This is a genomic window from Pseudomonas sp. DW-iso3 (assembly GCF_058725305.1).
In genome coordinates this window covers 1-25,569 of record NZ_JBZXDZ010000007.1, presented here as the reverse complement: position 1 = coordinate 25,569, position 25,569 = coordinate 1, and the positions used below count along the sequence as shown (strand labels likewise).

The following is a 25,569-nucleotide window of genomic DNA, read 5'->3' as shown; positions in this document are numbered from 1 at the left end:
GCTATTTTGCGGGGCCTTTTTGACGACGCTTAGATGTTCGCGTCAAGGAACGCTTGCAACTGAGACTTCGACAGCGCGCCTACTTTGGTCGCTTCGACGTTACCGTCCTTGAACAGCATCAGGGTCGGGATACCACGCACGCCGTGCTTGGCCGGGGTTTCCTGGTTGTCGTCGATGTTCAGCTTGGCAATGGTCAGCTTGCCTTCGTAGGTGGTCGCAATGTCGTCCAGGACTGGAGCGATCATTTTGCAAGGGCCGCACCATTCAGCCCAGTAGTCAACCAGCACCGGGCCTTGAGCCTTGAGTACTTCGGCCTCAAAGGTCGCGTCGGTGACGTGCTTGATAAGATCGTTGCTCATGGATGTCTCCGGATTGTAAGCAAAAAAAACGTGGCCCATCATAGCCGCCCTTCCACCGTTCAGGAAGCCGCCTCTGATTGAGTCTTGCTATGGCGGTGCATGAGTTTGGGTATAGCCCAACTCACGGCGTGACGGGAGTCACGAAGGCAATGCCCGTGCGCAACGCCGCATTGCGCACGTGTTCCTGCATGCTTTTCTGCGCCGCCGCACTGGCGCGCCGGGCCAGGGCGCGCAGGATCCTGCGATGTTCCTGCCAGGTTTCCATGGCCCGCTCCGGCCGGATGAACGGTAGCTTCTGGCTCTCCAGGAACACCTCGGCGCTGGCACTCAGGATGCTCACCATCGCCTGATTACCGCTGGCCAGCAGGACGCGCTGGTGGAATTCGAAGTCCAGCCGGGCAGCGGCTTCAAAGTCGCCGGCCTTGAGCACCTTGCGCATGGCCTCAACGTTATCTTCCAGGCTGTCCAGCTCATCGACAGTCAGCGTCACCGCCGCCAACCCCGCCGCAAACCCTTCCAGCGCATAGCGCAACTGGAAGATATCCAGCGGCGTGGCCTGAGCCGCAAAGGGCCAGGTAAACCCCGGCGACTCCTCGGCCGCCTGCACGAACACACCCTTGCCAGGCTGAACACTGACCACACCCAGGGCACTCAAGGACGACAACGCCTCGCGCAACGACGCTCGGCTCACCCCCAATTGCACTGCCAGATCCCGTTGCGACGGCAAGGCATCGCCCGGCCCGAAGCCCTGGTCCTTGATCAGTTTGCGAATGGCCTGCAGGGCCGCTTCCGGTACGGCTTGGGCGATGGAATTCATAGAAAACTCAAGGTTCCAGTCAACTGAGCGGCTAGTTGTAAAGCTATTCGCCGTCGGCGGCAAGCCACGCCCCAAAGGGGCTCGCGAGGTTTTGCCGACGCTCGAAAAGGGTGCGAAAAACCCGCGAACTGTTCAGACCAGTCCGACCATCGCAACGCAATAAATCCCTGGCTTGCAGGCTTTATTGAGAGTGATGGCATGGGCTGTGCACTGAGCAAATCCAGAAAATTCCTTCGCCCTTCTCGGAGAGTTGCCATGACCAAGCGCTACAGCGCCCTGCTTACTGCCCTGTTTGCCAGCCTGATGCTGAGCCAGGCACCCGCCCAGGCCAACGGTCTGGACGACATCGTCGCCCGTGGCACCCTCAAGGTCGCCGTGCCCCAGGACTTCCCGCCCTTCGGCTCGGTCGGCCCTGACATGAAGCCCCGCGGCCTGGACATCGACACCGCCAAGCTGCTGGCTGACCAACTCAAGGTCAAGCTGGAACTCACCCCGGTCAACAGCACCAACCGTATTCCCTTCCTCACCACGGGCAAGGTCGACCTGGTGATCTCCAGCCTGGGCAAGAACGCCGAGCGGGAAAAGGTCATTGACTTCTCCAAGGCTTACGCACCGTTCTACCTGGCCGTGTTCGGCCCGCCTGAAGCGGCCATCAGCAGCACCGACGACCTCAAGGGCAAGACCATCAGCGTGACCCGTGGCGCCATTGAAGACATCGAGCTGACCGCCGTGGCACCCAAGGAGGCCACCATCAAGCGCTTCGAAGACAACAACTCCACCATCGCCGCCTACCTCGCCGGCCAAGTCGACCTGATCGCCAGCGGCAACGTAGTGATGGTGGCTATCAGCGAGCGCAGCCCGAAACGCGTGCCCGCGCTGAAAGTGAAACTCAAGGACTCGCCGGTGTACGTGGGCGTGAACAAAAACGAGCCGGCGCTGCTGGAGAAGGTCAACCAGATCCTGGTCGCGGCCAAAGCCGACGGCAGCCTGGAAAAGAACGCTATGCAATGGCTGAAAGAGCCACTGCCCGCCGATCTCTGAAGCGACGGAGCTGACTCATGGCGTATCAATTTGACTTCGTGCCAGTGCTGGCCAATACCGATCTGCTGTTGCGTGGCGCGCTGTTCACCCTTGAGCTGACGGCCATCGGCGCCATCCTCGGTGTAGCCCTGGGCACCGTCGGCGCCGTGGTGCGGGCGTGGAAGATCCAGCCGTTTGCGTGGTGCTTCGGCGTGTATGTCGAGTTGATCCGCAACACGCCGTTCCTGGTCCAGTTGTTCTTCATCTTCTTCGGCCTGCCGTCCCTGGGGCTGAAGATCACCGAGTGGCAAGCCGCCGTGCTGGCAATGGTGATCAACCTGGGCGCCTATTCCACTGAAATCATCCGCGCCGGTATTCAGGCTATTCCGCGCGGACAGCTTGAAGCCGCCGCCGCACTGGCCATGACACGCTTCGAAGCCTTCCGCCACGTCGTGCTGCTGCCGGCGCTGGGCAAAGTGTGGCCGGCCCTGAGCAGCCAAATCATCATCGTGATGCTCGGCTCGGCGGTGTGCTCCCAGATCGCTACTGAAGAACTGAGTTTTGCCGCCAACTTTATCCAGTCGCGCAACTTCCGCGCCTTTGAAACCTATGCCCTGACCACGCTGGTGTATCTGTGTATGGCGTTGATGATTCGCCAGTTGCTCAACTGGATCGGCCGCCGCTTCGTGATGAGGAACAGCCGATGAGTGATTTTTCCTTCTGGGACATCGTGCGCAACCTGGCCACGGGCCTGCAATGGACCTTGCTGCTGTCATTGGTGGCCTTTGTCGGCGGCGGTGTGATCGGTTTGCTGGTGATGGCGATGCGCATCAGCCGCAAGGCCTTCCCGCGCAACCTTGCGCGCACCTATATCGAACTGTTTCAGGGCACGCCGCTGTTGATGCAACTGTTCCTGGTGTTTTTCGGTATCGCCCTGCTCGGTGTGGATATCTCGCCCTGGCTGGCGGCGGCGATTGCCCTGACATTGTTCACCAGCGCCTATCTCGCCGAAATCTGGCGTGGCTGCGTCGACTCCATCGCCCACGGGCAATGGGAAGCCTCGGCCAGCCTGGCGCTTAACCCGCTGGAGCAACTGCGCTACGTAATCCTGCCCCAGGCGCTGCGGATTGCCGTCGCGCCTACCGTGGGGTTTTCGGTGCAGGTGGTCAAAGGCACCGCCGTCACCTCGATCATCGGCTTCACGGAACTGACTAAGACCGGCGGCATGCTCGCCAACGCTACCTTCGAACCCTTCATGGTCTACGGCCTGGTGGCCCTTGGTTACTTTTTGCTCTGTTACCCCTTGTCCCTCAGTGCGCGCTACCTGGAAAGGAGACTGCATGCCTCTGCTTAGAATTTCCGCCCTGCATAAGTATTACGGCGATCACCATGTACTCAAGGGCATCGACCTGACCGTCGAAGAAGGCCAGGTGGTGGCGATCATCGGCCGCAGCGGTTCGGGCAAATCCACCTTGCTGCGCACCCTCAATGGCTTGGAGTCGATCAACGACGGGGTGATCGAAGTCGATGGCGAATACCTCGACGCCGCCCGCGCCGACCTGCGCAGCCTGCGGCAGAAAGTCGGCATGGTGTTCCAGCAATTCAACCTGTTCCCGCACCTGACCGTCGGCGAAAACGTGATGCTTGCGCCGCAAGTGGTGCAGAAAGTGCCGAAGGCCAAGGCGGCCCAATTGGCCAAGCAAATGCTGGAGCGCGTCGGACTGGGCGAAAAGTTCGACGCCTTCCCCGATCGCCTGTCCGGCGGCCAGCAACAACGCGTGGCGATTGCGCGTGCCCTGGCCATGTCGCCCAAGGTGCTGCTGTGCGACGAAATCACCTCGGCCCTCGACCCGGAACTGGTCAACGAAGTGCTCAGCGTGGTGCGCCAACTGGCCAAGGATGGCATGACCCTGATCATGGTGACCCACGAAATGCGCTTCGCCCGTGAAGTCGGCGACAAGCTGGTGTTCATGCACCAGGGCAAGGTGCATGAAGTAGGCGACCCCAAAGTGTTGTTCGCCAGCCCGCAAACCGCCGAGCTGGCCAACTTCATTGGTTCGACGGAACAGTCGCACTGACCAGTTCGAACTGGCCATGCCCCTCCAGCAGCACCTCTCGACGGACCGAGAGGGCATTGGCCGGCAATTGAACCGCTATTTCCACCTGGGCCGTCAACCGACGGCCCGTCACCGGCGCACCGCCTGCGCTCGCATACAACGCACGACCCGGTAACAGCTGCCCGTTGCCGGCTTCATCGGGCTGCCACGATACCGGCCTGCCGTCGACCTGAGCCTGCCTCAGGCTCAAGGTAAAACGCCCTTGCCGCCCGAACTGAAAGCCTTGGGCATCGGCGGCGACACCGCTGAAACGCAGCGCCATCGTCGAAGCATTCGTGCAAAGCACGCTCAGGTGCAGCGTACGTGGCGTGTCCAGCGTCACTGTCGCCCGGCCGGAGGTCGCTTGCGAAGGACGAATCACCCCATAGTCGACCCGGGGCTCGCTCAAGGTCATCCGGCAGTTGTCGGCTTGCGCCTGGCTCGCCACAACGGCCACCCACAACAGCCACAGGCTCCTGCGCTTAGCGAACATGGCAGACCACCGGTGCGGTTTCGTAGAGTGTGTCATCGTCAGGCTCTTGCTCAGGATTGACTTGCAGCCGGCAGGATTTGGCGTCCGGCAGTGAAACTGTCAGGGTTTGCGGCCCATCGATATTGCTCAGGAACACCATGCCTTCACCCACTACGCTGGTCACAAAGTTGTTGTCTTCACCGAACACTGCGGCACCTTGAGGCAGTGGTCGGCCCTCTTCGTCCTGGGCTTCAAGCAATAGGCGACGGACTTTCACCACGTCAAAGTTGAGAATATTGACTGAGCCCCGACCGGCAGCGAGCACCTTGGTCCCGTTCTTCAAGTCGACGCGCTTGGGCAGCGACTGGGTCTGCACCTGCAGATGGTTGTTGCTGTAGGCCTGCAGCCCGGGGATCACTGCCTGGCCGCTGAAATCGGTCCATACCGGCCCTTGGGGTGTCGAAACCTTGGCCGCTCCGATATCGCCCACCGAGACAATGCCAAACGTGTCCTGCACCGCATACGGCGAGAAGGTCACGCCGTGCTCATGGGCCACGATGCCGCCTTGCAGTTGGCCGGAGTAATGGGTGTTCGACGGATCACGGTCGACGCCCAAGCTCACGCGGGTATACAGCGGCAAGACGTCCACACGGCCGCGCACGCTTTGCTCTCGCTCTTTCATGTCCCGATCGACACCGACCTCGTAGTTCACATAGTCGTTGACCCGCTCGCTGAGGGCGGTACCGGCATCCAGCCGGTCACCTCGACGACTGACGTAAGTGCTCATACTCCGATCAGTCCCGAGGGGCACCGTGACTTGCAGCCTGACAGACGTGCCCTCGTCCAGCCGATCGTTGCGGCGGCCGCCCCGAATCGGCTCCAGGCTCCGAGGCGCGGTCGCGTCTACCTGAGCGTCGGCGATCAGTGCGACACCCACGCCGTTGAACGTGTTGTTCCACGAGGCAAAGAGGTGATCGTTGGATTGCCCGTCAAATTGCGAGCTACGGGTGAAACCGAGGGAGAAACCACCCAGGGACGGGGCCGCCCAGCTCAAACCGGCCGTGTACTGGCGCTTGAAACGCGCATCGAGGTCGTACCCCCGCGACGCCTGGCCGGCGTCCAGTACCTCCCGGTAACCACGGCTCTGTGCCGAGGCACTCAGGTTGATATCAAGGTTGGCAAATAACGGAATCCCCAAAGACAGCGTGCTCCGCGCACCTCTTACCTCATCTTGAGCATCACGGGACAGGTTATGGCGCACGCCCACGGTCACCTGATGGAAAAACACACTGCTCAGGGATCCGCCTGCCGACTGATATTCGTCGGTACTCAGCAAACCGAAACCCAGCGACGAGCGCTGGCCCAACCCCCAGGTGCCGCTGCCCATGGCAACCACTGGGGATTGCTGGTTGTCGAGGGTCGTCTCACGCACCTTACCGAGGGAAAAATAGTACCCCGGCTCCACCGGAGCCCCACCAAGAAAGGACGCAGCGGGCACCACGAAGCTGCGCTTTGCCCCACGCACGTCAATCACGCTCACGTCGAGGTCGCTGGTGCTGTTCAGCAACGGTAAACCGGTCAGCCTGAACGGACCTTCCGGCACCAGGGTGGAGTGGATCAATGCGCCCGACTGACGGACTTCGACGCGTGACTGGCTTTGAGCCAGCCCTTCAACGACGACATTGCTGTCGCCCGCACCGGAGCGCTGCTGGCCATCCGGGAAGAACTGCAAGCCCGTCAGTTGTACCCCGCCGAATATAGGGTTGTTGGTGGAAATTTGCCCCACCTGGAAGGTCGACTGCAACGCCGCGATATCACGCTGGGCATAGGCATTCACCTGTTCGGTGCGCGTCTTGCCATTGTCGGACACATAAAACTGGCGGCTGCGTACAATCCAATTACCCAGGTTGAATCCCGCCTCGGTATAGGCCGACACGAAACGACTTGACCCACTGCGCGCGTGGGTATCGAAACCCAATACGTCGTAGTTGAAGAGCGCGGCCGCGCCACCCTCGGAAAAACTCCCGCCCTCCCACTCCGGCGCACGCAGGGACTGGGTCGGCACCACCAGTGTGACCTCGTCGCTGCTGGGGCGCAGTCGCACCATGGTCGCCGGATATTCCCCAACGAAATCATGGCAGGCCTGGTCAGGGGTGATGCCCTCGCGCAGAACCTTGGACGGGGTAACCAGACCGGCTTTTGCCAGCAACGCAGGGGTGAAGCACAACTGCCCCTGGTAATCGAAACGGGCGTCAACCAACCCCAGCGGCGTGCCATTGACTCGCAGTCCGACCACATGGACACCTTCGCGAAAGCGCGCTGCGCTACGGAAGTATTCAGACACCTGCGGATCAATCCCAAGGGAGGTCAGCGCGGCCAGATCAAAGCCTTCCCCCAACCCAACCGCTGCGCTGCTACCTGGCAGACTCCACAGCGTCGCAAGCCCCAGCAGAATTCTGGAGCGAGCCTGGGAAATAGTGCTCGGCACGCTATTGGCAGAGCGACGGGTATGCCTGATTTTTTTCATAGGCCCGTCAATCCGCCTCAGCCGTAACGGGCGCGCGGTAACTGTCCACCGTAAACCCGTAGACCGTGGCCGGTTGAATCCCCACGGCCACCACGCCCGCCACCGAGCCTTCCGACGCGAGCGTCAGCACTTCGCCCGGCAGGATGTACGTTCGCGGCAACGTTGCAACGCTTGCCTGCGGATGCAGTTGTACTTCCATCCCCAGGCGCACGACGTAAGGGCTGTTGTTGTGGACCCGCAACTGATCCCCTTCACGCTTCCATGTCAGCAACTGCCAGGGCGCGTCATGCCTGGCCAAGCCTTTGGGGTGCAGGATCAATGGCAGGCTCTGGCGCAGGGTGATACCAATGGTCGCACCGCCAGGCGCACGTGCCTCGGGGATGCCTTCAAAGGAAACTCGTTTCAGGCGTTGGGTCTTGAGCGGTTTCTTCGTGGTACTGATGAAGCGAACCAGTTGAGTGTCGCCCGCCTCCACCCGCGTAATCGGAGGCGTCACGATCAACAAGGGTTCGAGGTCTTCCGGTATGTTTTGTATGACTGAATGAAGTAACGCAGGGCGGGGGTCCGTGTTTTTAACATTAAGTGTCGCCTCACCTTCTTCTTCATTCAGTATGACAACGGTTGTCTCGGGCTGCATTCCGTCCGCGACTGCCATACCGCACAAAAAAAGGCAAAAGCTTATATAGCGCAGCAACGACGTCACGATTATTGATAGAACATTCACCGATTTTCCCCACAGCCATAAAGTTGAACACCCACAAACGCACACGCTAAAACAGCCGACACTTAACAAAGGCAAGTAAGTGCCTTTGCGTTTATGTCGGCTATTAATGACGTACTTAGATGTAATCCACTGACAGACTGGTGCGACCATCCAGCGTTACATCACGGGTCAGGTCCAAATCCTGCGTGCGGTTGATAACGGCTTTCACTTCAAGCGTGCCTGTAATACTGTTAACGAATGCCGGCACCACAGTGGTGCCGCTACGCCATGAATACTGGGAAGGCGATTGGGCGACTTTACCGTCACTGTTCTGCCAGGCCGCCCCCTGACTGCTGCGCATGATAGGGGTCAGGGTCCCGCTGGAAGATTGCAGGTTTTTGAGAGTTACGGAGTACCCACCGGTACGCTTGCTATTGGCAAGGCCCAGGCCATAGTTCTGAGCCTCGGTGAACCCGGCACCGAGGATGCCTGTCACCTTGCTGGCGGATTGCAGGTCGCTCAGCATCACTCGAAACTGCGCCGGTGCTTGGCCGCAACTGATGTTCAAGCCCACGGTTTTTGCTGCAAGAGGCGTGAACTGCGTCGGCGACAAGCTTGAGGCGGGAATTGTCTGGTAATCGACGATGCCGCCACCGGCGAGGCTAAGGTTGCACGCCACCGGTTTGATAGTCCCTCGTACAATCAGTTCAGCAACATTCGTTGCATGAGCCCCGATACTGGCGGCCAAGCAAAGAGCACCCACTGTCACACCAAGCATTTTTTTCATATTCAACCTGTCATCTCTAATGAGTAGGTGCATTTACGACGGCCGAAAATTCCGAGCCTAAATAAATAACACCACGGCGTAATTGCCGGATGACAGTCTGTCGTTTTTGTACCTGACTAAAGAATCAGATTAGGCATCAGTCATTGTGGGAACTGTAAAAACAAATAGTGAGCCAAGCCGAACGACTAAGTAGGCGCAAATACAAAACCAACAAGCTATTAATCGCTTCCTTGTAGGCAAAATCACAAACAGTATAAAAACAACAAAATGTTAATAACTCCTACAAAGATAAATCCCCGTTCTCTTTGAACTTAGAAAACCGCCCTACATTTCCCACAAGAATTCCTCACAGACACCTGCAGGAAAATTACCGAAGCGGTACGCGTTGGCACCAAAGGTCGATCGTGGCACGATGGCTGGGTTATCGACCGAGACCCCCTTACCATGCCGCAATCCCAAGCCAAGAATCTGTCCCTGATCGCCGCCATCGACCTGGGCTCCAACAGCTTTCACATGGTCGTGGCCAAGGCCCAGAACGGCGAAATCCGCATCCTTGAGCGGCTCGGCGAGAAAGTGCAACTGGCTGCCGGCATCGACGACGAGCGTCAGCTCAACGAAGAATCCATGCAGCGCGGGCTCGACTGCCTCAAGCGATTTGCCCAGTTGATCAACGGCATGCCCTTGGGTGCCGTGCGAATCGTCGGCACCAACGCGTTGCGTGAAGCCCGCAACCGTGGCGATTTCATCCGCCGCGCCGAGGAGATCCTTGGGCATCCGGTCGAAGTCATCTCCGGCCGAGAAGAGGCGCGTCTCATCTATCTAGGCGTGTCCCATACCTTGGCCGACACCCCCGGCAAACGCCTGGTCGCCGACATCGGCGGCGGCAGTACCGAATTCATCATTGGCCAACGCTTCGAACCGTTGCTGCGCGAAAGCCTGCAAATGGGGTGCGTCAGCTACACCCAGCGCTATTTCAAGGACGGCAAGATTACCCCGGCGCGCTATGCCCAGGCCTATACGGCGGCGCGGCTGGAGATCATGAGCATCGAGCACGCCTTGCACCGCCTGACCTGGGATGAAGCCATCGGCTCGTCCGGCACCATCCGCGCGATCGGCCTGGCCCTGAAAGCCGGCGGCCACGGCACTGGCGAAGTGAATGCCGAAGGCCTGGCGTGGCTCAAGCGCAAGCTGTTCAAGCTGGGGGATGCCGAGAAAATCGACTTTGACGGCATCAAGCCCGATCGTCGCACCATCTTCCCGGCCGGCCTGGCGATTCTCGAAGCGATCTTCGACGCCCTTGAGCTGCAACGCATGGACCACTGTGACGGCGCCCTGCGCGAAGGTGTGCTCTATGATCTGCTAGGCCGCCACCACCATGAAGACGTGCGTGAGCGCACGCTCACTTCGTTGATGGAGCGTTATCACGTCGACCTGCAACAGGCCGCCCGTGTGGAGCGCAAAGCCCTGCACGCCTTCGACCAGGTGGCCGAAGACTGGGACCTGGAAGACGGCGTATGGCGCGAGCTGCTGGGCTGGGCCGCCAAGGTGCATGAAGTGGGCCTGGATATCGCCCACTACCATTACCACAAGCACGGCGCTTACCTGATCGAGCACTCGGACCTGGCCGGCTTCTCCCGCGAAGACCAGCAAATGCTCGCCCTGCTGGTGCGCGGCCATCGTCGTAACATCCCCAAGGACAAATTCGCTGAATTCGGTGACGAAGGCATCAAGCTGATCCGCCTGTGCGTGCTGCTGCGCTTTGCGATCCTGTTCCACCATATTCGTGGTACCCAGGAAATGCCCCAAGTGACCCTGCGTGCCAACGGCGACAGCCTGGACGTGGTGTTCCCGAAAGGCTGGCTGGATGAAAACCAACTGACCCAGGCGGATTTTGGTCAGGAAGCCGAGTGGCTGACGCGGGTGGGGTTCAACCTGAACCTGCGCTGACCCGATCTAGACAACACCATACAACCAATGTGGAAGGGGGCTTGCTCCCGATTACGGTGGTTCAGTCAACGTATCCAGTGACTGACATACCGCAATCGGGAGCAGGCCCCTTCACACATTGGCCCGCGCAAAAACACCTTGCCCCTCCCGTTAGCCACTCATGCAGACCTGTCAGATATGACAGTTGTGCATATCTGCTGATCAATCTTTACTCCCGCTCACCCCTCTCGCGTAACAGGCAGTAACGCAGAGCACCCGTAGACCGCATCACCCCAAGGAAGGACTCACTATGAAATTATCGGCTATCACCCTTCTGGGCTTAGGCCTCTATGCGACAGGCCTGAGTGTCGCCCATGCAGCCACATGGACGCCTTTCGCCGTAACCGTAGGTGCGCAATGCGCGCCGATCGACATCAATGATAGCGGCATCACCGTGGGCAACTGCACGCCGGCCAGCACTACCGCCAACGATATTCCGTGGGTGGCCGTCGGTAGCGGATCCCAGGTCGCGCTCCCGCCCCTGGCGACCGGCCAACCGTGCCGCGTTTGGGCAGTGTCCAACACCGGGAAAGTAGTGGGCGATTGCAGGGACGCCAGCAACTCGCATTTCGGGACGACCTGGGAAGCCACATCCCCCAGTACCGCGCCCACCAAACTGAACCCGCTGCCTTCCACGTGGTTAATTCCGCTGCTACGCCCCCAAGATGTCGCCACCGAAGGCGTTGCGATCAATGACCAAGGCGACGTGGCGGGGTCAAGCTATAACGCCGATAGCCGGGGTACCGTGGTGTTTTATGCGACCGGTAGCAGCACCCCGGAACGCGTGTCCGACTGGGGCGATAATTGCACCGTCGCGGACCTCAACCTGCCCGCCACCGGCACCCCCCAAATCGCGCTCAATTGCCCGAACAATGCCGGCAACACCACCGCACGAGTCGCGGAAAAAACCGGATCGTTCTATACCCTGACCAACCTGCCCCTGCCCCCTGGCGCCACTAACTGCATAGTCAACAGTGCCACTAAGGCCTCAAGCTTCGTCGGCACATGCCTCTATCCAAACTCGGCGGTGAATGTGGCGAAAAGTGCATTCTGGAGCAGCAAAACTGCCACCCCCTTGGTGCTGACCTTATCCTCGGGGTCTAAAAACATGGTTATCAATATCAACGAGATAGGCCAGGTATTGGTCTCCCAGAACACCGCCGATGGACGAAACCAGTACATGACCTGGCTACCCTCAACACTTCCCATCCCGATCATCACATTCATTCTTTTTCCGAGTGGAAGCGTATGGGGCGAAGCCGGTGCAATCGTCGGCGGTAATGTCGTTGGGCTGAATATCCTCACCAACGACCAATACTCACTGGGTTGCACCTGGACGCAGACGACGGGAAGCGTGTGCCTGCCGTCGATTGGCGGAGGCAAAAACAACCGGGTGACGGCTATCTCCAAAAACGGCGCGCATATGGCCGGTGTGGTCATGGATGCCACGCAAACCGCTATTGCTGTAACGGCGACGCTTCCGTGAAAAGCGGGGGATGCATGGCGTGTAAAGACTGAACAGGGTTAGCGCTATGACGCCAGCACTGCTGCGTATTGGCGGCAGTCCGTGAAAACTGACCTGGGTAATGGTTATGCCGCTGCTTGTACTAAGGAAGGAGTTGCACTCATGAAATTCAAAATGGTTGTCAGTGGGTTCCTGTGTATGTGGGCCGTTAGCCAAGTAATGATGCCAAAACCCGCTGAGGCTGGAACTTGGGTAAACGGAACTTATTACCTAGGAGGCTCATATCCAAATAATTGGAGACTTTTGGAAGAGTTATTCGAACGCAAAGAAAAACCCACCGAGCGAACAGGAGCCGGGTCCCCTGCAGAGAAAAATGCCCCTAATCCTGCCGTTTGCAAAGGTGGCTACCGATGGGGGCGCGTGAGTCCTGGCGATGTAATAACAAAGATTTATTGCTAATGCCTTAACCGAAACACATCGAAAACCAATGTGGGAGCAAACCCCCTCCCACATTTTTTTGACCGCGTTGGGTTTTAATTCACGGTGAGAATCGGGCTACCCAACTTCTCCAACAACGTCGCCTGCGCACTGCGCGGGTTCTGGTTGCCGGTCGGCGTGTTGCGCACATAGCGGCCGTCCGACTGCAGGCTCCAGCTGTGGGTGTTGTCGGTGAGGTAGCTTTCCAGCTCTTTCTTGACCCGCATGATCAGCTTCTTGCCTTCCACCGGGAAGCACGTCTCGACACGCTTATCGAGGTTGCGCTCCATCCAGTCGGCACTGGAGAGGAACATCTGCTCTTCACCGCCGTTGAGGAAGTAGAACACCCGCGTGTGCTCCAGGAAGCGGCCGATGATCGAGCGCACATGAATGTTGTGCGACACCCCGACAATGCCAGGGCGCAGGCAACACATGCCACGCACCACCAGGTCGATGCGCACGCCGGACTGGCTGGCCTTGTACAGCGCGCGGATGATCTTCGGATCCGTCAGCGAGTTGAACTTGGCGATAATGTGCGCCGGCTTGCCGTCGAGGGCGAACTGGGTCTCGCGGGCAATCATATCGAGCATGCCCTTCTTGAGGGTGAACGGCGCGTGCAGCAGCTTCTTCATGCGCAAGGTCTTGCCCATGCCGATCAACTGGCTAAACAGTTTGCCGACGTCTTCGCACAAGGCATCGTCGGAGGTCAGCAGGCTGTAGTCGGTGTAGAGCTTGGCGTTGCCGGCGTGGTAGTTACCGGTGCCCAAGTGGGCGTAGCGCACGATCTCACCGGCCTCACGGCGCAGGATCAGCATCATCTTGGCGTGGGTCTTGAAGCCCACCACGCCGTAGATCACCACCGCACCCGCCGCTTGCAGACGACTGGCCAGTTGCAGGTTGGATTCCTCATCGAAGCGCGCACGCAGCTCAATCACCGCCGTGACTTCCTTGCCGTTACGCGCGGCGTCGACCAGGGCATCGACGATTTCCGAGTTGGCGCCGGAGCGGTACAGGGTCTGGCGTACGGCCAGGACATGCGGGTCCTTGGCGGCCTGGCGCAGCAGGTCGACCACCGGTGTGAAGGACTCGAACGGGTGCAGCAACAGGATGTCCTGCTTGCTCACCACACTGAAAATGTTCTCGCTGTTCTGCAGCAGTTTCGGGATCTGCGGGGTGAACGGCGTGTATTGCAGCTCCGGGTGGCTGTCCAGGCCAGTGATGCTGAACAGGCGCGTCAGGTTGACCGGACCATTGACCTGGTACAGCTCGGATTCGGCCAGGTTGAACTGTTTGAGCAGGTAGTCCGACAGGTGTTTCGGGCAGGTATCCGCTACTTCAAGCCGCACCGCATCACCGTAGCGCCGCGAGAACAACTCGCCGCGCAGGGCACGGGCCAAGTCTTCGACATCTTCGGAGTCCAGTGCCAGGTCGGCGTTACGGGTCAGGCGGAACTGGTAGCAGCCCTTGACCTTCATGCCCTGGAACAGGTCATCGGCGTGGGCATGGATCATCGACGAGAGGAATACATAGTTATCGCCAGCCCCCCCCACCTCTTCCGGTACCTTGATGATGCGTGGCAACAGGCGTGGGGCCGGGATGATGGCAAGGCCAGAATCGCGACCGAAGGCGTCGATACCTTCCAGCTCGACGATGAAGTTGAGGCTCTTGTTCACCAGCAATGGGAACGGGTGCGTCGGGTCGAGGCCGATCGGGGTGATGATCGGCGAGATCTCGTCACGGAAGTAACGGCGCACCCAGGTCTTGATCTTGGTGGTCCAGTGACGACGACGGATGAAGCGGACCTGATGTTTTTCCAGTTCCGGCAACAGGATATCGTTGAGGATCGCATATTGGCGGTCCACATGACCGTGCACCAACTCGCTGATACGTGCCAGGGCCTGATGCGGCTGCAGGCCGTCGGCGCCGGCTTGCTCGCGGGCGAAGGTGATCTGCTTCTTGAGGCCGGCGACACGGATTTCGAAGAATTCATCCAGGTTGCTGGAGAAGATCAGCAGGAATTTGAGCCGCTCCAGCAGCGGATAGGACTCGTCCAGCGCCTGCTCCAGCACGCGGATGTTGAATTGCAGTTGTGACAGCTCACGGTGGATGTACAGGCTGCTGTCATCCAGGTTGGTCACGGCGACCACCGGGGCCGGCACGGGCGGTTCGGCCACCACGGCAGGCGCGGCGGGCTCATGCTCCGGCGGGGTCTCGGTGACTTGTTCAACCACCGGGTGAGCGTCTTTTACGGCAACTTCTGAGAGTCCTTCGGTATTCATCGAATGTTCCTGTGAGGGCTATTGTTGCTCTCTAAGCAATTGGGCGGCGCGGGCGGCGAAGTAGGTCAGAATGCCATCAGCCCCGGCGCGTTTAAAGGCTGTCAGGGATTCAAGGATCACCCCTTCACTCAGCCATCCATTCTGTATTGCAGCCATGTGCATCGCGTACTCGCCGCTGACCTGATAGACAAACGTCGGCACCTTGAATTCTTCTTTGACCCGATAAAGGATGTCCAGGTACGGCATCCCCGGCTTGACCATCACCATGTCAGCGCCTTCGGCCAGGTCGGCCGCTACTTCGTGCAGGGCTTCATGGCTGTTGGCCGGGTCCATCTGGTACGAAGCCTTGTTGGCCTTGCCCAGGTTCAGCGCCGAACCCACCGCGTCGCGGAACGGGCCGTAATAGGCGCTGGCGTACTTGGCCGAGTAGGCCATGATCCGCACATTGACGTGACCCGCCAGCTCCAGGGCTTCGCGAATCGCCTGGATGCGACCGTCCATCATGTCCGACGGCGCAACCACCTGGGCACCTGCCGCTGCGTGGGACAAGGCCTGCTTGACCAGTGCATCGACGGTGATGTCGTTCTGAACATAGCCGTCTTCGTCAAGAATGCCATCCTGACCGTGGGTGGTGAACGGGTCCAGCGCCACGTCAGTGATCACCCCAAGCTCCGGGAAACGCTCGCGCAAGGCGCGGGTGGCACGCTGGGCGATCCCTTCCGGGTTCCAGGCTTCGGCAGCATCCAGGGACTTGAGTTCAGAAGGCGTGACCGGGAACAGCGCCAATGCAGGAATTCCCAGCTCGACCCAACCGGCGGCCTCTTCAAGCAGCAGATCAATGGTCAAACGCTCCACACCGGGCATCGATGCCACCGCTTCCCGACGATTTTCTCCGTCCAGTACAAAGACCGGCAGGATCAGATCGTTGCTCGTCAGTACGTTTTCCCGCACCAGGCGGCGAGAGAAATCATCACGACGATTGCGACGCAGACGGGTGGCGGGGAACAGGCGATTGGCAGGGGTAAAGCTCACGACAGACTCCTGAGCCCGGGTTTACGGGCGAGCGTTGCAGTTATAAGCGGCCATTATGACGAAGGTATGACAGTTGTGCTTAAGGATGCGACCTGAAGTCGCATTCGTCACTTCTGTAGGAATTGTTCACTTCGTGACACATCTCGATACTTTCATGAATCTTCATGAAGGCGTAGGCTGCGCGTTCATTTCGCCAGCACCCCAGACCATGCTTCAACAATTTCTGCATGACTTCGGCTACTTTGCGCTCTTCCTGGGCACCTTCTTTGAAGGCGAGACCATTCTGGTTCTCGCGGGCTTCCTGGCGTTCCGTGGCTACATGGATATCAACCTGGTGGTGGTCGTTGCCTTTTTCGGCAGCTATGCCGGCGATCAGCTTTGGTATTACATGGGCCGCAAGCACGGCCGTAAGCTGTTGGCGCGCAAGCCGCGCTGGCAATTAATGGGTGACAAGGCTCTGGAGCACATCCGCCGGCACCCGGATATCTGGGTGTTGAGCTTCCGCTTCGTCTACGGATTGCGCACGGTCATGCCGGTGGCGATCGGCCTTTCTGGCTATCCGCCATTGCGCTACCTGATCCTCAACGGTATTGGCGCCGCGATCTGGGCTTTGGCCTTAGGCGCTGCGGCCTATCACTTCGGGGCAGTGCTGGAAGGCATGCTGGGCAGCATCAAGAAATACGAGCTGTGGGTATTGGGCGCGTTGCTGCTACTGGGCTTCGGCCTGTGGCTGCGCCGCCGTATCAAGAATGCGCGCATTGCCCGCGAGGCCTGTGCCAAGGCCCGGCTCGCCGCCGAGCCGGTCCCGGTCGAAACGCCTAAGACACCAGTCGAGTAAACCGGCTTCTGCAGCAGTAGAGGCCAATCACGCTGAGCAGGCTGTAGCTCAGCAGGCCCAGCCAGCCCAGGTGGCTGGCTGGCCATAGCCCGACCAGCGGCGCCAGCCAAACCAGCGGCACATTCAGCACCAGCCGTAAAAGCTCGGCCTTCAGCGCCCATGGGCGATTCTCCAGGGCCACACCCAAGGTAAACAACCCCAGCGCCATGGCACTCCAGCCCAGGACCAGCGCAGCCGTGGGCAGCCCTTCGCCGACGTTCATCAAATAGCTGCCAAAACCCACATACGCCGCAAATTGCAGGGCGATATAGATCTGCTGACGTACATCCAGCGGCACCTCGAATTTACGAAACTGCGTCAGGTCATGCTTGGCCAACGGGTACTTGGCCTTCACGTCCGCCGGGCGCCAGCCAGTGCGCATGAACCAGATACGCAACTTGTCCCACCCACGCTCGGTACGCCGCGCATCACTCCACAACTGCGCATAAAACTGCAGGTTGGCCCACAGTGGATTCCAGCTGGCCAAGGGCGTGGTCACGCCGAAAATCACCGGTTCGTTGTCGTCTTCTTCCTGGAAGGTGCCGAACAGCCGGTCCCAAAAAATGAACACCCCGCCGTAGTTGCGATCCATGTAGAGAGCGTTCTGTGCATGGTGGGCCCGATGATTGGACGGCGTGACGAAAAACCACTCATACCAGCCGAGCTTCGGTACATGCCGGGTGTGTACCCAGAATTGATAGAGCAAATTGAGCGATGCCACGCTGATAAACACCACCAATGGCACGCCGAGTACGGCCAGGGGCAGGTAGAAGACCCAGCTCAGCAGGAAACCGGTGCTGGTCTGGCGCAGGGCGGTGCTGAGGTTGTAGTCCTCGCTCTGGTGATGCACCGAGTGCGCGGCCCACAGGATGTTGCGTTCGTGACCCATGCGATGCAGCCAGTAGTAGCAGAAGTCGTAGAACACGAAGGCGAACACCCAGGTCCAGACACTCTGGGCCGGCAGATCGAACACGGCGAGATGCTTGAGGGCGAACGCGTAGGTCAACAGCCCCACGCCCTTGGTCAGCAGCCCCGTGGTGGTCGAGAGCACGCCGGTGCTGAGGCTGTTGATGGCATCCGCCACCCGGTAGTTGCGCTCGCCGCGCCAGCGGTCGGCAAGCAGCTCTACCACGATCAAGGCGATGAAAAACGGTACCGCGTAAGGCACGAAGTCCATGGTCTGGTCCGGTCTATTTTTGTTACATCAAGATTAGGTGCAGCGACGCGAGATCCCATTGGCAACAGATGACAAATTAGTAGACATTTAACGCCAAGACCCCAGGAGAAATGCCCATGAGCAAAAAGATTGCAGTGATCCTTTCCGGCTGCGGCGTGTATGACGGCGCAGAGATCCAAGAAAGCGTGATCACCCTGCTGCGCCTGGACCAGCGCGGCGCTCAAGTCCAATGTTTTGCCCCGAACATCGCGCAACTGCACGTGATCAACCACCTCACCGGCGAAGAAATGCCCGAGTCACGCAACGTACTGGTGGAGTCGGCCCGAATTGCCCGCGGTGATGTGAAAGACATCCGCGAAGCCAATGCCGAAGACTTCGACGCGCTGATCGTGCCCGGCGGGTTTGGCGCGGCGAAGAACCTGTCGAACTTTGCCGTGGAAGGCGCCGGCTGCAGCGTCAACCCGCAGGTATTGGAGCTGGCCGAGGCCTTTGCCGAAGCCGGCAAGCCTGTGGGGCTGATCTGTATCTCACCGGCCCTGGCGGCGAAGATCTATGGCCCGGGCGTGACCTGCACCATCGGCAATTGTGCCGACACGGCTGCCGCACTGGACAAAATGGGCGCCACCCACCAGGAGTGCACGGTGGAAGATATCGTCGAGGACAAGGCGCGCAAGCTGGTGAGCACGCCGGCCTATATGCTCGGCAAAAACATCAGTGAGGTCGCTTCGGGGATCAACAAGCTGGTGGACCGGGTGTTGGAACTCACCCACGAAAACGACTGACGGGCAGCCAATCATTCAACCGTGGTGCGCAGGCTCCCCTACCGAGGTCAAGCCGGACGCATCAACTTAGTGAGAATGCGGTCCAGAGCATTGGCAAAGGCCTGCTTTTCCTTCTCGCCATGGGGCGGTGGACCACCGCCCATTTGGCCCTGTTCACGCAGGTCAGTGAACAGGTTACGCACCGCCAGGCGTTCGCTCATGTTCGCCGGGCTGAACTCCTTACCCCGTGGATCGAGGGCGGTGACGCCCTTTTTCACCAGGCGGTCGGCCAGCGGCACGTCGCTGCAGATCACCAACTCGCCAGGCACCGCGTGCTCTACAAGGTAGTCATCCGCTGCATCCGGGCCGCTGGGCACTACGATCAGCTTCACACACGAAAAGCTCGGCTTGATCTGGCTCTGACCGGCCACCAGCACGACCTCGAACTGGCGCTTGAGGGCGAACTTCACCACCTGGCCCTTGGCTGCACGAGGGCAGGCATCGGCATCGATCCACACCCGCATGTCAGGCCGCCACTCGGCGCTTCTCGGCCACTCGGCTGCGGCCGTACAGCACCACGATCGCCAGGATCGCCACAGCCTGCGCACTCAGCGAGTATGCATCGGCGTGGATGCCCAGCCAGTCGAAGTCAAAGAACGCCACCGGGCGAGTACCGAAGATGCCGGCTTCCTGCAACGCCTTCACGCCATGCCCCGCAAATACTACCGACAGCGCGCACAGCAACGCCGCGTTGATGCCGAAGAACAGCGCCAGCGGCAACTTCGCCGAACCACGCAGGATCACCCACGCCAGGCCCACCAGCAGCACCAGCGCCGTCGCACCACCCGCCAGCACGGCGTTGTGTCCAGCCGGGCCGGCTTGCAGCCACAGGGTTTCGTAGAACAGGATCACTTCGAACAGCTCGCGGTACACCGAGAAGAACGCCAGCATCGCGAAGCCGAAACGCCCGCCGCCGCCTACCAGGCTGCTCTTGATGTAGTCCTGCCAGGCGGCGGCGTGGCGGCGGTCGTGCATCCACACGCCGAGCCACAGCACCATCACACTGGCAAACAGCGCCGTGCAGCCTTCAAGCAACTCGCGCTGGGCGCCACTCACGTCAATCACATACGCGGCCAATGCCCAGGTCGCCAGACCCGCCAACAGCGCCAGCCCCCAACCCACGTTGACGCTGCGCACCGCCGACTGCTGGCCGGTGTTACGCAGGAACGCGAGGATCGCCGCCAGCACCAGAATGGCTTCCAGGCCTTCGCGCAGCAGGATCAGCAAGCCGGAGATGTAGCTCAGCGACCAACTCAGGCCATCACTGCCCAGCAAGCCGGCGGACTCGGTGAGTTTGCCCTTGGCCACATCCAGGCGTTGCTGCACCTGCTCCACCGGCAAACCGTCCTGCAACGACTGCCGGTAGGCCATCAGCGCCTTCTCGGTGTCCTTGCGCACGTTGGCGTCGACGTTATCCAGCGAGCTTTCCACCAGCTCAAAGCCTTCCAGGTACGCGGCTACCGACAGGTCGTAGGCTTGTTCGTGGTCGCCGTTGCGGAATGCGGCCAGGCTCTTGTCCAGGGTGGTGGCGGTGTAATCGAGCAACTGCGCCGGGCCACGCTTGACCTGCGGCGGTTGCGCACGCTGGGCGCGGAACGTCGCGGCAGCAGCAGGGCCACTCGCGGCCAGTACTTCATTGGGGGTCTGGCGTGCCAGGTCCGCAAGGTTGAACGGTTGCTCGCTTTTCGCGGCGGTCGGGTCTGCGGTGAAGCCGGCGATATAGGTGGCCAGGTCCCAGCGCTGGCGGTCGTCCAGTTGGTCGGAGAAGGACGGCATGTCGGTGCCTTCAACGCCCAGACCGAGGGTGTTGTAGACCGCATAGAGGCTCAGGCGGTCCAGGCGCACAGGGTCACGCAGATTGGCCGGTGGCGGCGTCATACCGACGCTGGCCGGGCCATCACCGGCCCCCGTCGTGCCGTGGCACACCGAGCAATGTTGGGCGTAGAGCGGCTCGCCGCGCGTTGGGTCAGGGGTAATCGCCGGGGCTTGGCTGACCTCATAGGCCACGGCCAGTTGAGCGCCCAATTGACGGGCTTGCCGGGCGACTGTCGCACCGTCCTGACGGGCAGTGACAGCCGCTAACAGTTCATCGACGCCGTTGACCAACGCAGCGCGCTCCGGCCGCTGAGGGAGTTCTGCCACCAGGCCTTGCAGCACCCCGAGAAACTCAAGCTGTTCGCGGTATTCGGATTCATCGATCACCTTGCCCGCCTCCACCGTCGGTGGATAGTCAGCGCCAATGTAGTCCAGCAAATGCAGGGCTTGTGGGGCGCCCTCGGCAGTCGCGGCCAACAGGTTGAAGCTGCACGACATCAACGCCGGCAACAGTAGCCAGACGAGAAAACGGAAGGGGGCAGTCATGAACGAATCTCAAATGGAAATACGAAGTAACACATTGTTAGGCTTTAACGGGTTTGACTCAAGGCGTAAGTGATTTGGCGTTTTTAGAGTGGGCACTATCACATCGAGTGGCAGGCGACAGGAGATGATCTCGGCGTTTACCGCACGCAACACAAATCAAATGTGGGCGCTGGCTCGCCTGCGATGCAGACACCCCCGTGTTTCAGAAACACCGAGGTGATGCTATCGCCGGCAAGCCAGCGCCCACATGTTTGATCCGGTTTCGTCAGTTATGCCGTTGCGCGATGCAGGCTGGCGAGAAAGCCCGCCGCCCCCACAAACAACCCCGCAAACGTACGGTTCAGACGTTTCTGTTGCTTAGGCGTACGAAGCAGGCGCAACACCTTCGACGCCAACCCCGTATAACCCGCCATCACCACCATATCGACGCAGATCATCGTCGCACCCAGGATCAGGTACTGGATCAGCAGCGGCGCCTGCGGGTTCACGAACTGCGGCAGCACCGCCAGCATGAACACTAGGGCCTTGGGGTTGCTGGCATTCACCAGAAAGCCGCGGAACATCATCGCCATCGGCTTGCCGATCGGGCGCACGGCCGCTTCATCGGTCATGTCCATGGGCAAAGCGCGCCATTGCTTGATGGCCAAGTACACCAGGTACGCCACGCCAAACCATTTGATCGCATAGAAGGCGGTGGAAGACGTCGCCAGAATGGCACCCAGGCCGCAAGCAACGACGGCAATCTGCATCGCCAGGCCCAGTTGCAGGCCGATGGCGTTCCAGTAACCACGCAGGAAACCGTATTGCAGGCCGCTGGACATCGAGGCGATGGCGCCAGCGCCAGGAGAAAGGGAGATGATCCAACTGGCCAGGAAAAAGGCCAGCCACGTATCGAGTGCCATTGCACACCTCGGAAGGGAGTTCGCTGTTGTGCCTTAAGCTAACTCCGCCGACCAAAGGCTGGCTATAGATTTTTACAAGATGTGAATGCTAGCGGTCGCCCGGAAACACGTGGGTACCTGGCCACCGCCGAACAGAACGCTGGAAAAACAGACTGTTGGGCACTTGCACCATCGCGCTGTCAGTACCCGCCTCTGCCACTTCGATCAACGTGGTGTAGAGCAGATTGATCGCCACGACACGACCCTTCACCCCCGGTTTGTCGACGGTATCCACCAATTCGACGATATCGCCCAGGCGAAACGGCCCGACAGTGAAGATCAGAATGGCGCACAGCAGGTTGGACAGTACCGACCACATGGCGAAGAACGCCACCGCGGCGACCGCGACAAACCCCGACAGCGCCGTCCACAACACCGTGGCAGACACACCCAGGCGGCCCAGCACAAAAATCAACGCACTGCCCATGATCAGCCAGCGCAGGCCCCCGCGCAGCGGCATCAGCAGTTGCGGCGGAAACGGGTAGCGCTCACCCAAGCGAGTGAGGCCCTTGGCGACAAAGCGCTGGGCGAGGTAGCCGGCCAGCAGGATCAGCAGGATTTGCACGCCGACCCAGACGGGTTCGACCCACTGCGTCGGTATTGGCAGTTGCAACGCTTCCATCAGGACAGCGCCTCCAGCTCCGCTTGCAGGGTTTCGAGCAGTTCGAGGGCTTCCATCCAGGTTTCCTCCAATTGCCCTTCGCGTACCTTGAGCTTGGCCTGTTCAGCCAGCAGGTCGCGCAACTCGTCCTTGCGGGCAGCCTCGTAGACGGCGCTGTCGCCCAGGCTGGTCTCGATCTTGGCCAGGCGCTCGTGCACCTTGCCCAACTCGGCTTCCAGCTTGTCGGCTTCACGCTTGTGCGGCGCCAATTGTTGGCGTAACGCAGCGGCAGCCTGACGTTGGGCTTTCTTGTCGGTCTTGTCGGGGTTGACCGGGGTATTGCTGACCGGCGCGTTGCGCAGGCGGTAATCCGTCAGCCAGCGCGCGTAGTCGTCCAGGTCACCGTCGAACTCTTCGACTTTACCGTCCGCCACCAGCAGGAAGTTGTCCGTGGTGCTCTTGAGCAAGTGGCGATCGTGAGACACCACCAGTACCGCACCGCTGAATTCCTGGAGGGCCATGGTCAGCGCCAGGCGCATTTCCAGGTCCAGGTGGTTGGTCGGTTCGTCGAGCAGCAACAGGTTCGGACGGTCCCAGGCGATCAATGCCAGGGCCAGGCGGGCTTTTTCGCCGCCGGAGAAGTTCAGCACTGGTTCGTCGATGCGCGCACCACGGAAGTCGAACCCCCCGAGGAAATCGCGCAGCGTCTGCTCGCGCTCGGTCGGCGCCAGACGCTGCAGGTGCAGCAACGGGCTAGCCTTGGAATCGAGAGAATCCAGCTGATGCTGGGCGAAGTAGCCCACCACCGTATTCTCGCCACGGGTCAGGCGGCCGGCCAGAGGCGAAAGCTCGCCCGACAGGTTCTTGATCAGTGTCGATTTACCCGCACCGTTGGGGCCGAGCAAACCGATGCGCGCACCCGGCGTGAGCTGCAGCTTCACTTTTTCCAGGATGGTTTTGTCGCCATAACCCAGGCGTGCATCGGAAAGATCCAGCAGCGGACTGGAGATCTTCACCGACTCGCGGAACACGAAGTCGAACGGCGAATCGACGTGCGCCGCCGACAGTTCCTCCATGCGCTCCAGCGCCTTGATCCGGCTCTGGGCCTGGCGGGCCTTGGTGGCCTGGGCCTTGAAGCGGGCGATGTAGCTTTCCATGTGCGCGCGCTGCGCCTGCTGCTTCTCGTAGGCCTGTTGTTGCTGGGCCAAGCGTTCGGCGCGAGCACGTTCGAACGCGGTGTAGCCGCCACGGTAGAGCGTGATTTTCTTTTGTTCGACGTGGGCAATGTTGTCGACCACGGCGTCGAGAAAATCCCGGTCGTGGGAGATCAGCAGCAAGGTGCCCTGATAATTCTTGAGGAAGTCTTCCAGCCACAGGATCGCATCGAGGTCCAAGTGGTTGGTCGGTTCGTCGAGCAGCAACAGGTCCGAAGGGCACATCAGCGCCTGTGCAAGGTTCAAGCGCATGCGCCAGCCGCCAGAGAAGTCGGCGACCGGGCGGTCCATCTGTTCGTTGGTAAAACCAAGGCCGGCGAGCATCTTGCGGGCGCGGGCGTCGGCGGTGTAGCCGTCGGCGCTGTCCAACTCGGAATGCAGGCGAGCCTGGGCGGCGCCGTCCTGGGCTTTCTCGGCCTCGGCCAGGTCGTGTTGCACCTGGCGCAGGCGCAGGTCGCCATCGAGCACGTAGTCGATCGCGATGCGGTCCAGGGTGTCGATCTCCTGGCGCATATGGGCGATGCGCCAGTCGGCGGGCAGCAAGCAGTCCCCGGAATCCGGGGTCAGCTCACCCAGCAGCAGGGCGAACAACGTGGATTTGCCGGCGCCGTTGGCACCGATCAGGCCGGCTTTGTGACCGGCGTGCAGGGTCAGCTCGGCGTCTTCGAGAAGACGTTGCGGGCCACGCTGTAATGTTAGGCTTTGAAGTCGGATCATAATGGCGGCGGAGTCTACCAGCTTCGTTGGCCGCTGGCTTGGGTGTGAATATGAACGCTGACCTGTGGAGCTTTGCCCTCACGACCTACGCCCGTCCGGGTGTCGAAGCCGCATGCCTGCGTTTGCAGGAGCAAGGTGCAGATGTGTGCCTGTTGCTGTGTGGTGCGTGGTTGGAGCAGCGCGCTGTGGCAGTAACCACCGAGCGTCTGCAAGCGCTGAGACAGATTGCCAGGCCGTGGCGGACACAAGTGATCGAACCGTTACGTCGAGTACGCACACAATGGCGTGGCATGGCGCAGCAGGATGAAGATCTGGCGGGGTTACGCGAGCGGGTAAAGGCCCTGGAGCTGGACGCCGAACGGCAGTTGCTGGCGCGACTGGAAGCACTGGCACAATCGTGGCCGGCAGGCGATGCGATGGACCCGCAACTGTGGCTGGAAGGACTGGCGGCTGAGGATGCCGCCAACCTTGACCACGGCGCGCTGCATCAGCTGCGCCCCGTGGCCACCAGCACTTAGGAAGCGCTGGTTGGGTTGGTGCTTGGCGCTACCGGAGCAGGGGTGCTGCTGGCCGGTGCAGTTGGGGCGGTGGATGCTACCGGGGCAGCAGCAGGTGTTGCTGGCTTGGCCGCTGCTGGTTTTGCGGCAGCTGGCTTGGCAACGGCTGGCTTTGCAGCGGGTTTTGCCGCAGCAGGTTTAGCGGCTGGCTTGGCGGCCGGTTTTGCAGCAGCGGTTTTAGCAGCTGGCTTGGCGGCTGGTTTTGCAGCAGCAGGTTTGGCAGCTGGCTTGGCGGCTGGTTTTGCAGCAGCGGTTTTTGCAGCTGCCTTGGGCGCAGGTTATT

Annotated in this window: 23 protein-coding genes and 1 pseudogene; 9 read left to right on the top strand and 15 right to left on the bottom strand. The window is 60.4% G+C overall.

Going from position 1 to position 25,569, the window contains the following annotated elements:
- Positions 1-29 precede the first annotated feature (29 nt).
- The gene (trxA, locus tag AC4PS7_RS20750; protein WP_010207403.1) at positions 30-359 is read right to left on the bottom strand and encodes a thioredoxin TrxA; all 330 of its coding nucleotides are present in this window, start codon (positions 357-359) and stop codon (positions 30-32) included.
- Between the two features lie 121 nt (positions 360-480).
- Entirely contained in the window at positions 481-1,176 is a 696-nt protein-coding gene (locus AC4PS7_RS20745; RefSeq protein WP_010207405.1) for a FadR/GntR family transcriptional regulator, read from the bottom strand.
- A 255-nt stretch (positions 1,177-1,431) separates the two neighbouring features.
- On the opposite strand from AC4PS7_RS20745, the gene AC4PS7_RS20740 reads away from it, so the two are divergent.
- From AC4PS7_RS20740 to AC4PS7_RS20725, 4 genes are read left to right on the top strand one after another with little or no spacing between them, the layout of a single operon-like run.
- Positions 1,432-2,217 (top strand): transporter substrate-binding domain-containing protein, encoded by a 786-nt coding sequence (locus AC4PS7_RS20740; protein ID WP_010207406.1) that lies wholly within the window; start codon positions 1,432-1,434, stop codon positions 2,215-2,217.
- Positions 2,218-2,234: 17 nt separating this feature from the next.
- On the top strand, positions 2,235-2,903 hold the full coding sequence (locus AC4PS7_RS20735; protein WP_010207407.1) for an amino acid ABC transporter permease: 669 nt from the start codon (positions 2,235-2,237) through the stop codon (positions 2,901-2,903).
- The gene (locus AC4PS7_RS20730; RefSeq protein WP_198729532.1) at positions 2,900-3,550 is read left to right on the top strand and encodes an amino acid ABC transporter permease; all 651 of its coding nucleotides are present in this window, start codon (positions 2,900-2,902) and stop codon (positions 3,548-3,550) included. The genes AC4PS7_RS20735 and AC4PS7_RS20730 overlap by 4 nt, the downstream gene beginning before the upstream one ends.
- Entirely contained in the window at positions 3,537-4,274 is a 738-nt protein-coding gene (locus tag AC4PS7_RS20725; RefSeq protein WP_010207409.1) for an amino acid ABC transporter ATP-binding protein, read from the top strand. The genes AC4PS7_RS20730 and AC4PS7_RS20725 overlap by 14 nt, the downstream gene beginning before the upstream one ends.
- Here the strand turns inward: AC4PS7_RS20725 and AC4PS7_RS20720 are convergent.
- The 4 genes from AC4PS7_RS20720 to AC4PS7_RS20705 all read right to left on the bottom strand — a co-directional run bounded on the left by AC4PS7_RS20720 (position 4,246) and on the right by AC4PS7_RS20705 (position 8,781).
- Positions 4,246-4,785: a DUF1120 domain-containing protein gene (locus AC4PS7_RS20720; RefSeq protein WP_198729533.1), complete on the bottom strand. Its 540-nt coding sequence runs from the start codon at positions 4,783-4,785 to the stop codon at positions 4,246-4,248. The two genes, AC4PS7_RS20725 and AC4PS7_RS20720, sit on opposite strands and share 29 nt — an antisense overlap.
- On the bottom strand, positions 4,775-7,291 hold the full coding sequence (locus AC4PS7_RS20715) for a fimbria/pilus outer membrane usher protein (protein WP_252959182.1): 2,517 nt from the start codon (positions 7,289-7,291) through the stop codon (positions 4,775-4,777). Before AC4PS7_RS20715 ends, AC4PS7_RS20720 begins: the two co-directional genes overlap by 11 nt.
- Before the next feature lie 7 nt (positions 7,292-7,298).
- A complete protein-coding gene (locus AC4PS7_RS20710; RefSeq protein ID WP_370737445.1) occupies positions 7,299-8,000 on the bottom strand; it encodes a fimbria/pilus chaperone family protein in 702 nt (233 codons plus the stop codon).
- A gap of 130 nt (positions 8,001-8,130) precedes the next feature.
- The gene (locus AC4PS7_RS20705) at positions 8,131-8,781 is read right to left on the bottom strand and encodes a DUF1120 domain-containing protein (protein ID WP_492179724.1); all 651 of its coding nucleotides are present in this window, start codon (positions 8,779-8,781) and stop codon (positions 8,131-8,133) included.
- A gap of 444 nt (positions 8,782-9,225) precedes the next feature.
- On the opposite strand from AC4PS7_RS20705, the gene ppx reads away from it, so the two are divergent.
- Positions 9,226-10,728 (top strand): exopolyphosphatase, encoded by a 1,503-nt coding sequence (gene ppx / locus AC4PS7_RS20700; RefSeq protein ID WP_010207414.1) that lies wholly within the window; start codon positions 9,226-9,228, stop codon positions 10,726-10,728.
- A gap of 289 nt (positions 10,729-11,017) precedes the next feature.
- Complete coding sequence (locus AC4PS7_RS20695) at positions 11,018-12,253, top strand: hypothetical protein (protein ID WP_010207415.1); 1,236 nt, start codon at positions 11,018-11,020, stop codon at positions 12,251-12,253.
- 512 nt (positions 12,254-12,765) lie between these two features.
- Here the strand turns inward: AC4PS7_RS20695 and ppk1 are convergent.
- Together ppk1 and hemB are read right to left on the bottom strand one after the other, a co-directional pair.
- Positions 12,766-14,988, bottom strand: a complete 2,223-nt coding sequence (ppk1, locus tag AC4PS7_RS20690; RefSeq protein ID WP_010207416.1) for a polyphosphate kinase 1 — start codon at positions 14,986-14,988, stop codon at positions 12,766-12,768.
- 18 nt (positions 14,989-15,006) lie between these two features.
- Entirely contained in the window at positions 15,007-16,020 is a 1,014-nt protein-coding gene (gene hemB / locus AC4PS7_RS20685; RefSeq protein WP_010207417.1) for a porphobilinogen synthase, read from the bottom strand.
- 208 nt (positions 16,021-16,228) lie between these two features.
- Here hemB and AC4PS7_RS20680 point away from each other — a divergent pair, with 208 nt between their 5' ends.
- A complete protein-coding gene (locus AC4PS7_RS20680; protein ID WP_010207418.1) occupies positions 16,229-16,858 on the top strand; it encodes a DedA family protein in 630 nt (209 codons plus the stop codon).
- Here the strand turns inward: AC4PS7_RS20680 and AC4PS7_RS20675 are convergent.
- Positions 16,839-18,074 carry a sterol desaturase family protein gene (locus AC4PS7_RS20675; protein ID WP_010207419.1) on the bottom strand — a complete coding sequence of 412 codons (1,236 nt, stop codon included), beginning with the start codon at positions 18,072-18,074 and terminating at the stop codon, positions 16,839-16,841. The genes AC4PS7_RS20680 and AC4PS7_RS20675 overlap by 20 nt on opposite strands.
- Before the next feature lie 116 nt (positions 18,075-18,190).
- Between AC4PS7_RS20675 and elbB the strand changes: the two genes are divergently transcribed.
- Positions 18,191-18,856: an isoprenoid biosynthesis glyoxalase ElbB gene (gene elbB, locus AC4PS7_RS20670; protein WP_010207420.1), complete on the top strand. Its 666-nt coding sequence runs from the start codon at positions 18,191-18,193 to the stop codon at positions 18,854-18,856.
- 47 nt (positions 18,857-18,903) lie between these two features.
- Here elbB and AC4PS7_RS20665 read toward each other — a convergent pair whose 3' ends face one another.
- From AC4PS7_RS20665 to AC4PS7_RS20645, 5 genes are all read right to left on the bottom strand, one after another.
- Positions 18,904-19,359, bottom strand: coding sequence for a YaiI/YqxD family protein (locus AC4PS7_RS20665; RefSeq protein ID WP_154847772.1), 456 nt, complete (start codon positions 19,357-19,359; stop codon positions 18,904-18,906).
- A gap of 1 nt (position 19,360) precedes the next feature.
- Complete coding sequence (locus AC4PS7_RS20660; RefSeq protein WP_154847774.1) at positions 19,361-21,256, bottom strand: FTR1 family protein; 1,896 nt, start codon at positions 21,254-21,256, stop codon at positions 19,361-19,363.
- Between the two features lie 269 nt (positions 21,257-21,525).
- Positions 21,526-22,158 (bottom strand): LysE family transporter, encoded by a 633-nt coding sequence (locus AC4PS7_RS20655; RefSeq protein WP_010207423.1) that lies wholly within the window; start codon positions 22,156-22,158, stop codon positions 21,526-21,528.
- A gap of 88 nt (positions 22,159-22,246) precedes the next feature.
- Positions 22,247-22,819 (bottom strand): mechanosensitive ion channel family protein, encoded by a 573-nt coding sequence (locus AC4PS7_RS20650; RefSeq protein WP_010207425.1) that lies wholly within the window; start codon positions 22,817-22,819, stop codon positions 22,247-22,249.
- Positions 22,819-24,729, bottom strand: coding sequence for an ATP-binding cassette domain-containing protein (locus tag AC4PS7_RS20645; RefSeq protein ID WP_010207427.1), 1,911 nt, complete (start codon positions 24,727-24,729; stop codon positions 22,819-22,821). The genes AC4PS7_RS20650 and AC4PS7_RS20645 overlap by 1 nt, the downstream gene beginning before the upstream one ends.
- A 50-nt stretch (positions 24,730-24,779) precedes the next feature.
- Between AC4PS7_RS20645 and AC4PS7_RS20640 the strand changes: the two genes are divergently transcribed.
- The gene (locus AC4PS7_RS20640; protein WP_021492614.1) at positions 24,780-25,247 is read left to right on the top strand and encodes a TIGR02444 family protein; all 468 of its coding nucleotides are present in this window, start codon (positions 24,780-24,782) and stop codon (positions 25,245-25,247) included.
- A 64-nt stretch (positions 25,248-25,311) separates the two neighbouring features.
- Here the strand turns inward: AC4PS7_RS20640 and AC4PS7_RS20635 are convergent.
- A pseudogene (locus AC4PS7_RS20635) lies at positions 25,312-25,564 on the bottom strand (hypothetical protein); the annotation flags it as partial.
- Positions 25,565-25,569 lie beyond the last annotated feature (5 nt).

Coding starts and splice junctions, on each gene's coding strand:
- ppx (WP_010207414.1), top strand. CDS start 9,226: ATGCCGCAATCCCAAGCCAAGAATCTGTCCCTGATCGCCGCCATCGAC.
- AC4PS7_RS20695 (WP_010207415.1), top strand. CDS start 11,018: ATGAAATTATCGGCTATCACCCTTCTGGGCTTAGGCCTCTATGCGACA.
- ppk1 (WP_010207416.1), bottom strand. CDS start 14,988: ATGAATACCGAAGGACTCTCAGAAGTTGCCGTAAAAGACGCTCACCCG.
- elbB (WP_010207420.1), top strand. CDS start 18,191: ATGAGCAAAAAGATTGCAGTGATCCTTTCCGGCTGCGGCGTGTATGAC.
- AC4PS7_RS20660 (WP_154847774.1), bottom strand. CDS start 21,256: ATGACTGCCCCCTTCCGTTTTCTCGTCTGGCTACTGTTGCCGGCGTTG.
- AC4PS7_RS20645 (WP_010207427.1), bottom strand. CDS start 24,729: ATGATCCGACTTCAAAGCCTAACATTACAGCGTGGCCCGCAACGTCTT.
- AC4PS7_RS20675 (WP_010207419.1), bottom strand. CDS start 18,074: ATGGACTTCGTGCCTTACGCGGTACCGTTTTTCATCGCCTTGATCGTG.
- AC4PS7_RS20665 (WP_154847772.1), bottom strand. CDS start 19,359: ATGCGGGTGTGGATCGATGCCGATGCCTGCCCTCGTGCAGCCAAGGGC.
- AC4PS7_RS20640 (WP_021492614.1), top strand. CDS start 24,780: ATGAACGCTGACCTGTGGAGCTTTGCCCTCACGACCTACGCCCGTCCG.
- trxA (WP_010207403.1), bottom strand. CDS start 359: ATGAGCAACGATCTTATCAAGCACGTCACCGACGCGACCTTTGAGGCC.
- AC4PS7_RS20735 (WP_010207407.1), top strand. CDS start 2,235: ATGGCGTATCAATTTGACTTCGTGCCAGTGCTGGCCAATACCGATCTG.
- AC4PS7_RS20720 (WP_198729533.1), bottom strand. CDS start 4,785: ATGTTCGCTAAGCGCAGGAGCCTGTGGCTGTTGTGGGTGGCCGTTGTG.
- AC4PS7_RS20745 (WP_010207405.1), bottom strand. CDS start 1,176: ATGAATTCCATCGCCCAAGCCGTACCGGAAGCGGCCCTGCAGGCCATT.
- AC4PS7_RS20715 (WP_252959182.1), bottom strand. CDS start 7,291: ATGAAAAAAATCAGGCATACCCGTCGCTCTGCCAATAGCGTGCCGAGC.
- AC4PS7_RS20655 (WP_010207423.1), bottom strand. CDS start 22,158: ATGGCACTCGATACGTGGCTGGCCTTTTTCCTGGCCAGTTGGATCATC.
- AC4PS7_RS20650 (WP_010207425.1), bottom strand. CDS start 22,819: ATGGAAGCGTTGCAACTGCCAATACCGACGCAGTGGGTCGAACCCGTC.
- AC4PS7_RS20680 (WP_010207418.1), top strand. CDS start 16,229: ATGCTTCAACAATTTCTGCATGACTTCGGCTACTTTGCGCTCTTCCTG.
- AC4PS7_RS20730 (WP_198729532.1), top strand. CDS start 2,900: ATGAGTGATTTTTCCTTCTGGGACATCGTGCGCAACCTGGCCACGGGC.
- AC4PS7_RS20740 (WP_010207406.1), top strand. CDS start 1,432: ATGACCAAGCGCTACAGCGCCCTGCTTACTGCCCTGTTTGCCAGCCTG.
- AC4PS7_RS20725 (WP_010207409.1), top strand. CDS start 3,537: ATGCCTCTGCTTAGAATTTCCGCCCTGCATAAGTATTACGGCGATCAC.
- AC4PS7_RS20705 (WP_492179724.1), bottom strand. CDS start 8,781: ATGAAAAAAATGCTTGGTGTGACAGTGGGTGCTCTTTGCTTGGCCGCC.